This is a genomic window from Streptomyces mirabilis, assembly GCF_018310535.1.
Taxonomy (GTDB): domain Bacteria; phylum Actinomycetota; class Actinomycetes; order Streptomycetales; family Streptomycetaceae; genus Streptomyces.
The window spans coordinates 1,440,552-1,455,887 of sequence record NZ_CP074102.1 but is presented as its reverse complement, the minus strand read 5'-3'; the positions used below and the strand labels follow the sequence as shown (position 1 = coordinate 1,455,887).

Genomic DNA, 15,336 nt, shown 5'->3' with positions numbered 1-15,336 from the left:
TGCTCAGCCTCCCTGCGAGATCACGCGCCGGGCGGCCCGGCGCCACAGCAGCCGGGTGAACAGGGCGAGAGCCACCACCCACGCGGCCTGCAGGGCGAGTTGGGGACCCGCCTGCGACAACGGGATCCGTCCCACGTAGAGCGACAGCGGCACGCTCAGCGTCGCCTGGAAGGGCAGGAAGCGGCTGAGCGTGATGAACCAGCCGGGGAAGAACCACAGCGGCGCGTACACCCCGGACAGCAGGTTCTGCGCGAAGACCAGGATCAGGATCGCGGCGCCGTTGCGGAGCGTCCAGAAGCACAGCTGGTCGATGACCAGCATCACGTAGTAAAGGACCCACTGGCCGAGCAGCACGCTCAGCCCGAACACCGCCGCCACGGCCGCCGACCCGGGCGGCCGCACGACCCCGGCGGCCAGACACGCCGCGTATCCGGTCGACGCCCAGACGAATCCGTAGAGTTGTTCGCCGAGCGCCCGCAGCGCGTAGTAGCGCTGCGGGGGCAGCGGGCGCAGATACCAGTACACGATGGTGCCGAAGTGCATGTGCTGCTGGACGGTGTCCCGGCCCGAGTACTGGTCCAACGCCCGGATCCGGGTGGCCAGTACCGCGAGCACGGCGTAGGTGACGGCCTGGTCGCGGGTGAGGCCCGCGGTGGTGCCGGTCGTCGCGTACAGGCCGCGCCACAGCGAGGCCACCAGCACCACCTGCACGACGAGGCGCAGCAGCGCGGCGGTCATCCGGGGCGGGGTGTGCAGCTCGCCGAGCGGGGTGACTCGGGCGGCCCGCCAGCCGCCGGGGACGGTCGCGCTCACGCGGCCTCCGCCTGGACGTACGCCGCCCGCATCACGTCCTCCAGGTCCGCCTCGTCGATCGCGAGGTCGGTCACCTCGTACCGCTCGACGACCTGCTTGAGCGCCTGGTGAACCGTCGGGGCGCCCGGCCCGTCCGGCCCGAACACCACCTGGGGGCCCTCGCGGCGCAGCAGTGCGATGCCCGGCGGCGGGGCGATCGCCGCCTGCGGATCGGCGAGCGTGGCCCGCACCTGCCAGGTCGAGCCGAACCTGCGCCTGATCTCGTCCAGCGTGCCGTCGAGGACGAGCCGCCCGTGGTTGACGAGGACGACCCGCTCGGCGAGCCGCTCGACCTCCGTCATGTCGTGCGTGGTGAGCAGCACGGTCCGGCCGCGCTCCTCCACCTGGTGCTTGAGGAAGCCGCGCACCTGTTCCTTGACGACCACGTCCATGCCGATGGTGGGCTCGTCGAGGAACACCACGGGCGGGTCGTGCAGCAGCGCGGCGGCGAGGTCGCAGCGCACCCGCTGGCCGAGGGAGAGATGGCGTACGCGGGTGTCCCAGAAGGAGGAGAGGTCGAGCAGTTCGTCGAACTCGCCAAGCCGGACGCGGTGTTCTCGCTCCGGCACCCCGTAGATGTCCCGCAGGATCGCGAAGGACTCGCGCACCGGCAGGTCCCACCACAGCTGGGTGCGCTGTCCGAAGACCGCCCCGATGTTGCGCGCGTTGCGCTCGCGCTCCCGGTACGGGACGACGCCCGCGACGCGCGCCTCGCCGGAGGTCGGGGTGAGGATGCCGGTGAGCATCTTGATGGTGGTGGACTTGCCGGCGCCGTTCGGGCCGAGCAGCGCGAGCAGTTCGCCGGGCGCCACCTCGAAGGTGACGTCGCAGACGGCCTCCTTCGCGACCCGCTCGGGCTTGACGAGGGACTTGAGCGCGCCCGCGAAGCCCGGGCGGCGCACGGTGGTGTGAAAGGTCCGGGAGAGCCCCCGGACCTGGATGCTGCCGCTCATACGGACGCCTTCCGGGTCAGTGCGATCAGCCACACGGTGGCCACGAGCGAGGCCGCGGACAAGGTGGTCAGCAGCCAGGGGACGGCGTGGATGCCCGACGCCTCGATGCCCACGCCGAGCAGCGGGGGAGCCGCCACCCCACCGATCATCGAGGCCGCGATCACCCAGGCCCCGGCCCGCTTCGCCCGGGGGAGGGCCCGGTTGAGCCACGGCAGGCCGGTCGGGAAGACGGGCGCGATGAACAGACCCACACCGGCGTACGCCGCCGGGGCCGCGCCCGGTATCAGCGCCAGCAGCAGGCAGGCGGTCATCCCGGCCGCGCAGACGGCGAGGATGCGCTCCGGTGCGTACCGCAGGGTGAGGGGGACGACGAGGAAGCGGCCCGCGGTCATCATCAGCCAGTAGAGGGAGGTGGCGGAGGCGGCGACCGTCGCGCTGTAGCCGACGGTCTCCAGGTGGGTGGGTTCCCAGCCGCCGACGCCCGCTTCGACGCCGACGTTCAGGATGTAGAGGAGCAGGAAGCCCACCAGGACGCGGGAGAGCAGGCCACCGGAAGCGGCGGGCCGCTCGGCCGGGGAGGCGGGCGGTGCCTCGCTGCGTACCCCTCCCGTGCACAGGATCAGCGCCCCGGCGAGCACCGCGCACACCCCGAAGGCGTACGGGTAGTCGCCGGGGCCCAGCCACGCGACCAGCGCCGGGCCGAGGACCGCGCCGATGCCGAAGTGCGCGTTGAGGACGTTCAGCATGGCCGTCGACCGGTCGCCGAAACCGACCGCGAACAGTTGGTTGAGGCCGTAGTCGATGCCGCCGAAGCCGAGGCCGCCGAGGAAGGCGGCGGCGAGCGCGAGCGGCCAGTTCGGAGCGAGCGCGAAGCCCGCGCCATCCGCCGCCATCAGCGCGTAACTGACCGACAGGAGCGCCCTGTTGGAGATCCGGGAGTGGATCGCGTTGAAGGCGAGGACACCCGCGACCCCGCCGGTGAAGTGCAGGCTCAGACCGAGGCCCGCCGCCGAGGGGGAGAGGCCGTACTGCGCGCGCAGGCCCGGGACCGCCGGGCCGTAGAGCGCTTGCAGCATGCCGATGAGGACGAATCCGATACACGACGCGACCGCGGCCGGTCGGCTGAAGAGCCGACCGGCCGCGGTCCTCGTGAGGGTGTCAGCCATGGATCTCCGAGAAGAGGAACGTGAATTCGGCGGGCGCGGGACGCAGTTGGTACTGCGGAAGCGCGCCCGGACCGCACGACTGCGAGCCGATGCCCTGCTGCCCGTGGTCGAGATTGACCCAGACGGTGTCACCGGCCTTCAGATCGGTCGGATGCTCGGCCGCGTCGAGCTGTTCCGACGTCCAGCGGCGTGCGGTGAACCAGAACTCCGGCTCGCCCTCGACCCGCAGCCCGCCGATCTCCACCCAGCGGACGTCGGCCCGGGCGCCGTTCTCCTGCGGACGGACGTACGGCGTCTGGAGTCCGTCGATGGTCGACTCCCAATGCCCCACCATTGAGGCCGACTTGGTGTCCGGATAGGCCTCGCCGGGACCGCCGCCGAACCACCTCGCCCCGTCCACCGAGCCCGCGAGCCCCAGCCTGATCCCGAGCCGGGGCAGCGGCAGCGTCCAGTCGCCTTCGGGCGCCACTGACACGGTCAGCCGCAGCCGTGTTCCGTCGGACGTCCACCGGTAGACCGTGCGCAGGGCCACCTCGCGGGCGGCGGGCGCCACCCGGGTCCGTACGGTCAGCGCGTCGTCGCCCAACTCCACCGATTCCAGCCGGTGCTGCATCCGGTGCAGGCCGAGCTCGCGCCACAGCGGGCCGTAGCGCAGATCCGGCTGCCAGGCCGCCCCGTTGTCGTTGTCGGTCGGCGCACGCCACACGTCCAGACGCAGCCCCCTGACATCGACCCCGCCGATCGACCGCAGCGCGCCCGTACGGGCGTCGAAGGCCGCCGGGCCCAGGGTGATCTGCCCCTTGCCGAGGACCGGTCCGTCGCTCTGCGCCACGGCGGTCAACGGCCGTGCCGAGAGCGGGAACTGCGCCCAGGCCACCAGGTGGTCCTTCGGCCCCCACACGGTGTCGGCCGCGAGCGTCGCCCGTACCGTCCACTGGGTCTCCCCGTCCCGTGGGTCGGCCGGCGGGTCCGGCAGCTTCACGTCCGCGGATTCACCCGGGGCGAGCTCCGGCACCGGCAGGACGCCCGCCTCGACGGTCTCCCCGTCGACCTGGAAGGACCACTCGAAGGCCAGCGCGGACAGATCGGCGAAGTCGTACGCGTTGGTGACCCGCACGGTCCCGTCCGCCCCTCCCCCAAGCTCTCGGCTCCGCTCGAGCAGGGGGGACCCCCATCCGACGATCCGGACGGGCTCGATCACCTTCTTGTACTCGACCAGGCCGGGGGACGGGGTCCGGTCCGGGAAGAGCAGTCCGTCGCAGACGAAGTTCCCGTCGTGCAGCTCCTCGCCGAAGTCGCCGCCGTACGCGAACCCGTACCGCTCGTCCTTGATGCCGTGGTCGATCCACTCCCAGATGAAGCCGCCCTGGATGCGGTCGTACGACTCGAACAGGTGCTGGTAGTCGGCGATCCCGCCGGGCCCGTTGCCCATGGCGTGCCCGTACTCGCAGAGGATGAAGGGGAGTCCGCGGCGCTTGTGAGTGCCGCCGTCCAACCCGCGGCCTATCCTCTCGACCTCGGCGTGGTCGGCGTACATCCGCGAGTAGACGTCCGTGTCACGGCAGTCGATGTCACCCTCGTAGTGGATGAGCCGTGAGCCGTCCCGGCCGCGGATCCACTCGGCCATCGCGGTCAGTCCCCGCCCGGTGCCGGCTTCGTTGCCGAGGGACCAGATGACGACGGAGGGGTGGTTCTTGTCGCGCTCGACCATGCGGGCCGCGCGGTCGAGCAGGGCCGGGGTCCAGCGCTCGTCGTCGACCGGGTTGTCGCGCCAGGCCTGCTCGGTGAAGCCGTGCGTCTCGAGGTCGCACTCGTCGACGACCCACAGGCCGTACTCGTCGCACAGGTCGAGGAAGGCGGGGTGCGGCGGATAGTGCGAGGTGCGCACCGCGTTGATGTTGTGCCGCTTCATCAGCAGCACGTCCTCGCGCATGGTCTCCAGGTCGAGGGCGCGGCCCCGCTCCGGGTGCCACTCGTGCCGGTTGACACCCTTGAAGAGGAGCGGCGTGCCGTTGACCTTGATCAGGCCGTCCTCCAGGGCGACCGTGCGGAAGCCGACGCGCAGCGGGACGCGCTCGCCCTCGGTCGCGAGCACACCGTCGTACAGCCGGGGTGTCTCGGCCGTCCACGGCCGTACCGGGACGGTGACCGACTCGCCGGTCGCGACATCGATGTCGAGGGCGGGCACGGTGACCCGGCCGTCGACGTCGGAGTCGACGCGCAGGGTCCCGAGGCCTTCGACGTGGTCGTACGAGGCGTGCACGAAGAAGTCGAGGACGCCGCCCGCCGGGCGGTGCAGGAGCGTGACGTCCCGGAAGATGCCCGGCAGCCACCACTGGTCCTGGTCTTCCAGGTACGAGCCTGCCGACCACTGGTGGACACGGACCGCCAGCGCATTGCCGCCCGGCTTCAGCAGATGGCCGACCGCGAACTCGTGCGGCAGCCGCGAGCCCTTGAACTCCCCGATGTCCGTGCCGTTCAGCCAGACCCGGGCACAGGACTCGACCCCGTCGAAGCGCAGCACCGCCCCGCCGTCCGAGGGCCAGTCGGACGGCAGGTCGAAGGTGTGCAGATGATCGCCGGTCGGGTTCCCGGTCGGCACGCGCGGCGGGTCGACCGGGAACGGGTAGAGGTGGTTGGTGTAGATCGGTGAGCCGTGCCCCTGGAGGACCCAGTGGCCGGGGACGGACACCTCGGCCCAGTCCCCGGCGTCGAACCCCTCCGCCGCGAACGAGTCGTCCTCGGCGTCGGCGGTGGGGGACAGACGGAAGCGCCAACTGCCGTTCAGTGACAAGGACCGCGCGTCCGAGGACGCGTAACGGGCGCGTGGCGGGAGCGCCCCGCTGCCCGGCGAGACGTCCTCGACGTAGTCAATGGCGGAAGTCGTGCGGAAAGACATCGGTCTCCTAGATCGTCCCTTGGTGCCCGTCGAGCTTGTCGATCAGCCCTTGATGCCGGTCTGCGCGACCCCCTGCACCAGCCAGCGCTGGAGGAAGAGGAACACGAACACCAGGGGCAGGATGGAAATGGCGGTGGCCATGAAGATCAGGTGGTAGTTGACGGTCTGGTTGGTCATGTACGAGGAGAGCGCGATCTGCACGGTCCAGGCGCTCGGGTCCTGACCGATGACCAGCGGCCACAGGAAGGCGTTCCAGCCGCTGATGAAGGTGATGGTCGCGATGGCGGCGAAGAAGTTCAGGGAGTTCGGTACGACGATGCGCCAGTACGCGCCCCAGTAGCCGAGCCCGTCCACGCGCGCCGCCTCCTCCAGCTCCTTGGGGAACCCCAGGAAGTACTGCCGGAAGAGGAAGCAGGCGAAACCACTGAAGAGCACCGGAATGACGAGACCCCGGTAACTGTCCACCCAGCCCAGCGAGGAGACCAGCACGAAGCTCGGGACGAAGGTGACGGCGGGCGGCACCATCAGGGTCCCCAGGACCAGGTAGAAGATCTTGTTGGCGTGCCTGTACGGGATACGGGCCAGGCCGTAGCCGGCGAGCGAGCAGACCAGCAGGGTGCCCACGGTGATCAGTACGGCGACGACCGCCGAGTTGAACAGCGAACGGCCGAAATCGACCGTCGTGTCGTGGAACAGCTCGGTGAAGTTGCTCCACTGGGGGTTCGTGGGGAAGAACTTCCAGTTCTCGCCGGTGATTTCGGGGTCCGTCGACAGCGCGTTGCGGGCGATCAGATAGAAGGGGACCAGGAAGAGCAGGGCGGCGACGCCGATGGAGACGTACAGGCCGGTGTTGCCGATGACGCTGCCGCGCTTGATACGGCGTGGCTTGTCGACCGGAGTGACGGGAGGCACGGTGGCGGTCACTTGTCGTCACTCCTTCCGAAGCCCAGGAACTTGCCCTGCGCCAGGGTCACGATGAGGATCAGCAGGGTGAGGATCACCGCGCCCGCGCTGCCCTCGCCGTAGTCCTGGCTCTCGCCCAGCGCGGTGTAGTACAGCTCGACGAGCGGCGGCCGGCCCCAGGTCGTCTTCGCCAATAGGTTGAAGAACTCGTCGAAGGCCTGGTAGGCGGCGATGACCAGCAGCAGGATCACCGCGGTCGAGGTGGCCCGCAGCTGCGGCAGGGTGATGTAGCGGAAGGTCTGCCAGCCGGGCTTGGCGCCGTCGATGGCGGCGGCCTCGTACAGCTCGGGCGGGATGTTCTGCAGCGCCGCGAGGAACAGGATCATGTAGAAACCGGCCTGCAGCCACAGCCGCAGCGTCACGATGACCAGCCAGTACCAGGGCGGATCGGGGTTGGCGAGCCAGGCGATGTTCTCGACGCCGAACCAGCCGAGGATCGTGTTCATCAGGCCGAAGCGGACCCCGCTGAACATCGACATCTTCCAGATCAGCGCGGCGGCGACGTAACTGCACGCGGTCGGCAGGAAGAAGACGGAGCGGAAGAACGCCTTCATGAAGCGCAGCCGGTTCACCAGCAGGGCGAGACCCAGCGACAGCGCCCAGGTGGCGGGCACGATGAAGACGGCGAACACGGTGAAGGTGACGAGCGAACCGGTGAATTTGCTGTCCTGCAGCATCTGCCAGTAGTTGTCGAAGCCGACGAACTTGCTCGGCGTCACCGTGAAGCGCGCCTCGAAGAAGCTCAGCCAGAGGCTCCAGCCGATCGGCACATAGACGAAGACCGTCAGGCCGATGAGGAAAGGGCTCGTGAAGAGCCAGAAGTTGAAGGTGCTGCTGCCTCGCAGCCCCCGCCGCGGCCTGGCCGGTGAGGCCTTGGCCGAGGCGGGGCGCGCGACACCGCGCGTGGTGGTGGTCGACATGTCGCTACCCGTCCGTCTGTCTCCGTCCCGGCCTATCCGAAGAGCTTCTTGAGCTCGCGGTTGACGGTGCTGTCGGCCTTGGAGAGCTCGGCCTCCGGATCACCGTTCTTGCGGACGCAGTTGGCGAAGACGTCCTCCAGCGCGGTGATCATGGCCTGGGTCCAGCCGATGTTGTCGAAGTGCCCGAAGTCGTTGAAGAGCTTGACGCCCTCAGCGGGCAGGCCCGTCTTGAGCTTGGTGGCGGACGCGGCGATCGAGGCGCGCGGCGGGATGTGGAAGCCGTACGACAGCGCGAAGTCCTCCTGGTACTTCTTCTGGTCGATCCACAGCCACTTCACGTACTCCTTGGCCAGGTCGACGTTCTTGCCCTTGGCGTTGACGAACATCGACCAGCCGCCGTTGACGACCGACTGCTTGCCGGAGTCGGTGACCTTCGGGAAGGGGAAGATCCCGAGGTCGTCGCCGAGCGCCTTCTGCATGACCGGCATGGCCCACATACCGCAGAACTGGATGGGGGTCAGACCCTGCACGATGGCGGAGGGGTCCCAGTAGTCGGTCGGGGCGTCGAGGAGAAGGTGGCCGCTGGTGAACAGCTGGCGCATCTTCTTGATGCCCTCCTTGACGCCCTCCGTGTGGTACGCGATCTGGTTCTTCGCGTCGAGGGTGTCGGCGCCGGACGACCAGATCAGCGGGTTGATGACGGCGTGCAGGTCATTGCCGATGAACAGGCCCTTGACCTTGCCGGTGGTGAGCTTCGCCGCGGCCTCGATCAGTTCGTCCAGCGTGGTCGGCGGCTGGATCTTCGCCTTCTCCAGCACGGACTTGCGGTAGAAGAAGAACTGCGGGTCGTCGATCATCCGGACGCCGTATATCTTCCCGTCCACCGTGTGCGAGGCGATGTCGGCCGGGTTGAAGTCGGACTTGACCGGATCGATGATGTCGCTCAGGTCCGCCACCTGACCGCTCTTGATGAGCTGGATCTGCGGGTGGAACTCGAACACGTCGGGGGCGTTGTCGGTGAGCAGCGCGGAGAAGAGCTTGCTCTCGTAGTCCGCGCTGGTGATCCACTGCGTGTTCACCGCGGCCTTGTCGTAGCCCTTCGCGTACCGCTTGAGAGCGTCCTCGACGCCGGCCTCCCCGTACGCGTGGAAGTACTGCTTGATGGACTTGCCCGAACTCCCGCCCCCGGACCGCCCGTTGTTGCTTCCACACGCGGCCAGCGGCCCCAGCGCGGCCAGCCCCGCGGCGGCCCGCAGGACGGATCGACGGTCCCAGTTGCTGCTCATTGCCGACATGGTGACGTCCTTGTCTCTTGTACGGCTGCGGCTCGAAATCGCTGTGCGGTGCGGGACGCTAACCTTCTGTTAAGGCTTCGGCAAGGGGTTGGACGAAGTCTGTTCGAAGCGTTGTCTGCGGTTCGGTGGGTCGAACAGAGGTGTGCGCAGGGCGAGTTGGCGGACCGTCGGCCCGTCGGCCCACGGCCCCCTAGAGGGCGGTGCGGCGCGCGATGCTCCTGCTGCCGGCGGGCTTGTGGCCCACCGAGTTCAGGGCGCCCTCCAGGGCGAAGGTCGCGGCGCCCAGGCAGACCGGGTCGGTGGGGATGGGGGAGAGGACGATCTCGGTGGCGGCCAGCGGCCGCCGCAGCGCGTGCCGGGCGACGGCCTCGCGCACCTCGCGCAGGAGCGGCTCGCCGAGCGTGGCGGCCACCCAGCTGCTGAGCACGACGACTTCGGGGTTGAGGAGGTTGATCAGGTCCGCGATGCTCGCGCCGAGATAGCGGGCGGTGTCCCGGACGACTTGGAGCGCCGCCGGGTCGCCGGCGGCGACCCCGCGGGACAGGGCGTCGATGGTGGCGGTCTGGTCGTCTGGATGCAGCAGCGGGCTGTCCGGGCTCGACTCCCGCAGGTTCCGCATGATTCCGGGCGCGCCGACGTACGTCTCCACACAGCCGTGGTTGCCGCAGTGGCACGGCCGCCCGTCAAGGACCAGCGTCGTATGGCCCCATTCGCCCGCGCTGTTGCTCACCCCGCGGTGCAGCCCGCCGCCGAGCGCGAGCCCGGCGCCGACCCCCGTGCCCAGGTTGACGACGACGGCGTCCCCGCGACCGCGGGCCGCGCCGAACCACAGCTCGGCGACCGCGCAGGCGCGCAGCGGGTTGTCGAGGTAGAGGGGGTAGGCGATGTGCTCGGCCAGCAGGTCGAGCAGCGGCACGTCGTGCCAGTCCCAGTTCGGCGCGTACTCGGAGATGCCGGTGTCGCGGTCCACCTGGCCCGGCACGCTGACCCCGACGCCCAGGACGCGCGCGCCCTCGATCCCGGCCTGCGTGACCACCGAGCCGACGGCCGCGGCGACATGCCCGACGACCTGCTCCGGGCGGCTCTCGCCGGGGCGCATGTCCTCGGCGGCGCGGGCGAGCACGTTCAGCGCGAGGTCGAACAGCTCCACGCGGACGTACGTCTCCGCGATGTCGACGCCGATCAACGCGCCTCCCGACGCGTTGACGGCCACGAGTCCCCGGGGGCGGCCCCCCGCGGAGTCCTCGAACCCGACCTCGGTCAGCATCCCGAGGTCGAGCAGTTCACCGACGAGCGTGGCGACCGTGGCCAGGCTCAGCCCGGTGGCCGCCGCCAACTCCTGTCGTGAGGTGGGGGACGCGGCGATGATCTGACGCAGCACCTCATAGCGGTTCGCGGTGCGGATGTCGCGCGACGTCCGCTTCGCCTGCTTGGCCACCTCGGTCCTCCGTACCGCACAGCGGGGCTAGGGCCTGTCCGGCGGATCATGCCGCAGACGTGGGGCTTGGCACGCACATCCGCGGCGTTGTCGTCGGTTGCCGACGCTTCGCGTCGACGCCCTCCTCCGCCTTGCAGCTGCACGCACCAAGCCCCACTCGCCAGCGTCGATGAGGCACCGCCCGTTTCCTGCGACCTGATCCGCCGGACAGGCCCTGGGCGGTCCCGGCGCGCCGCAAGGCTATGGCCTGGCGAGGAGGTTCGACAAGGGGTTAGGAAAGGGGCTGAACAAAGTCCCGCACGAAGCGATTGGTGAACTTGCCCGCCGGGTCCATGGTTTCGGCCAGGGCCCTGAAGTCGTCCAGCCGCGGGTAGCGCCCGCGCAGCACCTCCCCGGGCGTGGTGAACACCTTGCCCCAGTGCGGCCGGGGATCGAACGGCTCCAACGCCCCCTCGACCCGACGCACCACCGGCAGGACGGCCGCCGTGTCCTCGACCCAGGTGAAGTGCAGGGCCACGGTGTCCCGACCGTAGGCGGGGCTCAGCCACTGCCGGTCGGCGGCCACGGTGCGTACCTCGCAGATCTGGAGCAGCGGCGCGATGTGCTCGCGGATCGCGTCGAGGGCGTGCAGTGCCGCGAGCGCGTGCGGGCGCGGCAGCAGGTACTCCGACTGCAGTTCGGCCCCGCTGCTCGGGGTGAACTCCGCCCGGAAGTGCGGCAGTCGCTCGTGCCACGGTCCGGGCACTCCGAACTGCTGGGTGCAGTTCTCGGCGGGCATGCCCGGCACGGGGTGCATCGCCTCGGTGGCGGGCGCGGCCCAGGGGAAGTCGGGCAGCGGCTGGTCGGTGCGGCGCTTGAGCCACACCTGCCGAAAGCCCGGACTTGCCCAGTCGGTGAAGAGACTCACGCTGTACGCCGTCGCCGCCACCTTCTCGAAGTCGAGCCCCGCGAGGGGAAGTTCGGTGAAGACGTGCTGGCTCACCTCGAAGTCCGGTTCCAGGTCGAGGGTGAGGGCGGTGACGACACCGAGTGCGCCGAGGGAGGTCACGGCGCCGTCGAAGCGGGTGTCGTCGCGGCCGATCGTGACGGTCGAGCCGTCCGCCGTGACGATCTCGACCTCGCGCACGGCGGAGGCGAGGGAGCCGTTCGTGACGCCTGAGCCGTGGGTGCCGGTCGCCACCGAGCCCGCCACGGAGATGTGCGGGAGGGAGGCCATGTTGTGCAGGGCGAACCCGTGTTCGTGCACCTGGCGGGCGAGTTCGGCGTACCGGACGCCGCCCGCGACCCGTACCGTACGGGCGGTCGAGTCGACGTCCACGGTCGGGGGCAGCGCGGTGAGCGAGACCAGTACGCCGTCGTCGCCGGGCTCGGCGATCTTGTTGAACGAGTGCCCGCTGCCGAGGACGCGGAGGCGTGCGCTCTGCGCGACGAGCGCCGCGAGGGCGTCGTGCGTGTGCGGGCGGTGCAGTTCCTCGGCGGTGTACGTGATGTTGCCGGCCCAGTTGGTCAGGGTCTCTGTCATCCCTGTCGTCCCTCCCCGGGAAGTCGCCGTGCGCGGCCGTGCGGTGGCCACTGCTGGAAACTACCTCGGGAGTCCGTCGGTCCGGTGTTCCGGCCCTGGCCACGCTCAGCGTGGCGGTCCCACCCACGGCCTCTGTCGCGCGGCGACACCCAACGGTTACGGTAGAGAGCGCTTGCCGTCGCCGCGTCCGTAGTCACCGAGCCGGAGGGTTGACTCCTTGCCCGAGCGTCCCGTGGCGATGTTCGCCATGTCCGCCGAGAACGTGCCGCAGATCTTTCCGCCCGAGGTCATGGCCCGACTGCGCGAGGTCGTGGACATCGATCCCGTGCTGGTGGCCGAGGACTTCTCGGAACCGCGTGTCCGCGAGGCGCTCGGCGGGACGGAGATCCTGATCACCGGCTGGGGCTGCCCGCGGCTGGATGTGGCCACGCTGGACGCGGCGCCGAAACTGCGTGCCGTGCTGCACTCCGCGGGCTCGGTGAAGGGTTTCACCACACCGGCGGTCTGGGACCGCGGCCTCCTGGTGTCCTCGGCCGCCGATGCCAACGCGCTGCCCGTGGCCGAGTACACCCTCGCCATGATCCTTCTCGCCGGCAAGGACCTCTTCGGCCACCGCGACCGCCTGCGCGCGCGGCGGTCCCTGCCCGGCTGGGCCCTCGTTCCCGGCATCGGCAACTACGGCCGCCGCGTGGGTGTCATCGGTGCGTCCCGCATCGGCCGCCGCGTGATCGAACTGTTGCGCCCCTTCGATCTGAGGGTGAGTCTCACCGACCCGTACGTCGACGAGGCCGGGGCGGCCGAGCTGGGGGTTCCGCTCCTCCCGCTCGACGACCTGCTCGCCACCAGCGACGTCGTCACCGTCCACGCCCCTCAGACGCCCGCGACCCGGCACCTGCTCGGCCGCCGCGAGCTCGGTCTGATGCCGACCGGGTCGGTTCTCATCAACACCGCGCGGGGTTCACTCGTCGACCATGACACGCTGATCGAGGAGCTGCGGGCCGAGCGACTGAGCGCGATCCTCGACGTCACCGACCCCGAGCCGCTGCCGCCCGATTCCCCTCTCTACGACCTCTCCAACGCCTTCATCACCCCCCACCTCGCCGGCTCCCAGGGCAACGAACTCACCCGCCTGGGCCTCACGGTCCTCTCGGAGGCGGAGCGGGTCGCTGCGGGGGAGGGGGTGGAGTTCGGGGTGGATGTGGGGGTGCTGGAACGGGGGGCGTGACGTGGATGTGGGGGTGTTGGAACGGGGTGTGACGTGGATGTGGGGGTGTTGGAACGGGGTGTGACGCGGACGCCGGGTTTTTCTCGCCCCCGCCGCCCCTACCCGTCCCATCCCCCGGGGGCTGAGCCCCCGGCCCCCGCTCGCGGCTCTGCCCGTGGGACCTCGTCTGCGGCTGCGCCTCAACCCCCGCTCGGGGCTGCGCCCCAACCCCTGCCCGGGGCTGCGCCCGTGGGACCCCGTTCGGGGCTGCGCCCCCGGCCCCCAGTTGGGGCTGCGCCCCCAACCCCCGGCCGGGGCTGCACCCGTGGGACCCCGCCGGGGGCTGCGCTCCGGGCCTGTTCTCGGGGCTGCGCCCCCGACCTCAACCCGGGGCTCCGCCCCGAGTCCGCTCTCGGGCTCGTCCTCGGACGGGCTCTCGGAGCTCTGCCCCGGACCAGCCCCCTGGACCAGCCCCCTGGACCAGCCCCCTGGACCTGCGCTGAGGGCTGCGCCCTGGACTCGGCCCGGGGCTGCGCCCCGGACCCCGCGCTGCCGCCGGACGTGGCTCCTCCTTTGTGCATCGCGCGCCGCGAGGGGACCCGGCACGGGTGACGCGCAGGCAGGGGCATACCGTGAGGAGTCGAGCACGGAGACTTGAACGAGTCGAGAACGGGTCGGGAGCGAGGAGAACGGGATGGTCGGCAGCCGCACCGCGTTGGTCGAGGATCTGATGGAACGGTTCCCGCACGTACCGCGGGAGGCCGTCTTCAAGGAGGACCTGCTTCGCGGAGGTGTGGCCTTCGACGAGTCGGCGCTCTCCGACAACGAGGACGGTGACGTCAAGCCGAAGTCGTACTTCATCTTCTCCTTCGACCACGGCACCCTGCCCGAGCTCGGCGAGGCCGCGCTGCGCCGCCCGCCCGAGGAGATCATCCTCACGGGCGGGCCGTACGACCTGCGGCGGACGGTCGTCTCCGTGCGGGTCAACCCCGCCTCGCCCTACCGCGTCGCCGCCGACGAGGAGGGGATGCTCGGGCTCTACCTCGACGGGAAGCGCATCGCCGACGTCGGCGTGCCGCCGATGCCCGAGTACTACCGGCACACGCTCTCCAACGGGAAGTCCGTGATGGAGGTCGCTCCCACTATCCAGTGGGGTTATCTGATCTACCTCACCGTCTTCCGGGTCTGCCAGTACTTCGGTGCCAAGGAGGAGTGCCAGTACTGCGACATCAACCACAACTGGCGCCAGCACAAGGCGGCGGGGCGCCCGTACACCGGGGTGAAGGACGTCGAGGAGGTCCTCGAAGCCCTGGAGATCATCGACCGGTACGACACGGCGAAGGTCTCCACCGCGTACACCCTGACCGGCGGCGCGATCACCTCGAAGCTGCAGGGGCGCGACGAGGCCGACTTCTACGGGCACTACGCCAAGGCCATCGAGGAGCGCTTCCCGGGGCGCTGGATCGGCAAGGTCGTCGCGCAGGCGCTGCCGCGCGACGACGTACAGCGGTTCAAGGACTACGGGGTGCAGATCTACCACCCCAACTACGAGGTGTGGGACCGGCGGCTCTTCGAGCTGTACTGCCCGGGCAAGGAGCGTTACGTCGGCCGCGACGAGTGGCACAAGCGCATCCTCGACTCCGCGGAGGTCTTCGGCGCGCGCAACGTGATCCCCAACTTCGTGGCGGGCGTGGAGATGGCGGAGCCGTTCGGCTTCACGACCGTCGACGAGGCCATCGCCTCCACCACCGAGGGGCTGCGTTTCTTCATGTCGCACGGCATCACGCCCCGCTTCACCACCTGGTGCCCGGAGCCCACGACCCCGCTCGGCAAGGCCAACCCCCAGGGCGCGCCGCTGGAGTACCACATCCGGCTGCTGGAGGCCTACCGTTCGACCATGGAGGACTTCGGGCTGTCCTCCCCGCCCGGATACGGCCCGCCCGGACCCGGCCACGCGGTCTTCTCGGTGAGCTCCTTCATGGACAGCCTCCCGGCGCGGGAACCCGCGGTGGTGGAAGCGGACGGACCGAAGGTTCCGTAGAACCTCTTAAAAGTCGAGGGCGATCGAGACGTATCGGCCTCCCTTCCGTATCACCTTCCATACGGCGGGAGGGAGGCTGCGCG

At 70.1% G+C, this 15,336-nt stretch carries 11 protein-coding genes; 2 read left to right on the top strand and 9 right to left on the bottom strand.

Annotated features, from left to right (window positions below):
• Window positions 1-3 precede the first annotated feature (3 nt).
• From SMIR_RS06510 to SMIR_RS06470, 9 genes are all read right to left on the bottom strand, one after another.
• Window positions 4-738, bottom strand: a complete 735-nt coding sequence (locus SMIR_RS06510) for an ABC-2 family transporter protein (protein ID WP_212728320.1) — start codon at window positions 736-738, stop codon at window positions 4-6.
• A gap of 71 nt (window positions 739-809) precedes the next feature.
• Window positions 810-1,805: an ABC transporter ATP-binding protein gene (locus tag SMIR_RS06505; RefSeq protein ID WP_168496902.1), complete on the bottom strand. Its 996-nt coding sequence runs from the start codon at window positions 1,803-1,805 to the stop codon at window positions 810-812.
• Window positions 1,802-2,971, bottom strand: coding sequence for an MFS transporter (locus tag SMIR_RS06500; RefSeq protein ID WP_212726735.1), 1,170 nt, complete (start codon window positions 2,969-2,971; stop codon window positions 1,802-1,804). The genes SMIR_RS06505 and SMIR_RS06500 overlap by 4 nt, the downstream gene beginning before the upstream one ends.
• Window positions 2,964-5,870, bottom strand: a complete 2,907-nt coding sequence (locus SMIR_RS06495; RefSeq protein ID WP_168496906.1) for a glycoside hydrolase family 2 TIM barrel-domain containing protein — start codon at window positions 5,868-5,870, stop codon at window positions 2,964-2,966. The genes SMIR_RS06500 and SMIR_RS06495 overlap by 8 nt, the downstream gene beginning before the upstream one ends.
• Before the next feature lie 42 nt (window positions 5,871-5,912).
• A complete protein-coding gene (locus SMIR_RS06490; protein ID WP_212726734.1) occupies window positions 5,913-6,794 on the bottom strand; it encodes a carbohydrate ABC transporter permease in 882 nt (293 codons plus the stop codon).
• Window positions 6,791-7,753: a carbohydrate ABC transporter permease gene (locus SMIR_RS06485; RefSeq protein ID WP_168496908.1), complete on the bottom strand. Its 963-nt coding sequence runs from the start codon at window positions 7,751-7,753 to the stop codon at window positions 6,791-6,793. Before SMIR_RS06485 ends, SMIR_RS06490 begins: the two co-directional genes overlap by 4 nt.
• Window positions 7,754-7,785: 32 nt before the next feature.
• Window positions 7,786-9,048, bottom strand: coding sequence for an ABC transporter substrate-binding protein (locus SMIR_RS06480; protein ID WP_212726733.1), 1,263 nt, complete (start codon window positions 9,046-9,048; stop codon window positions 7,786-7,788).
• Window positions 9,049-9,238: 190 nt separating this feature from the next.
• Window positions 9,239-10,486 carry an ROK family transcriptional regulator gene (locus SMIR_RS06475; protein WP_212726732.1) on the bottom strand — a complete coding sequence of 416 codons (1,248 nt, stop codon included), beginning with the start codon at window positions 10,484-10,486 and terminating at the stop codon, window positions 9,239-9,241.
• Window positions 10,487-10,757: 271 nt separating this feature from the next.
• Window positions 10,758-12,008 carry an FAD-binding protein gene (locus tag SMIR_RS06470; protein WP_168496912.1) on the bottom strand — a complete coding sequence of 417 codons (1,251 nt, stop codon included), beginning with the start codon at window positions 12,006-12,008 and terminating at the stop codon, window positions 10,758-10,760.
• 217 nt (window positions 12,009-12,225) lie between these two features.
• On the opposite strand from SMIR_RS06470, the gene SMIR_RS06465 reads away from it, so the two are divergent.
• Window positions 12,226-13,233 carry a hydroxyacid dehydrogenase gene (locus tag SMIR_RS06465; RefSeq protein ID WP_212726731.1) on the top strand — a complete coding sequence of 336 codons (1,008 nt, stop codon included), beginning with the start codon at window positions 12,226-12,228 and terminating at the stop codon, window positions 13,231-13,233.
• Window positions 13,234-13,906: 673 nt separating this feature from the next.
• Window positions 13,907-15,253 carry a radical SAM protein gene (locus SMIR_RS06460; protein ID WP_168496916.1) on the top strand — a complete coding sequence of 449 codons (1,347 nt, stop codon included), beginning with the start codon at window positions 13,907-13,909 and terminating at the stop codon, window positions 15,251-15,253.
• The last annotated feature ends 83 nt before the right edge of the window (window positions 15,254-15,336 follow it).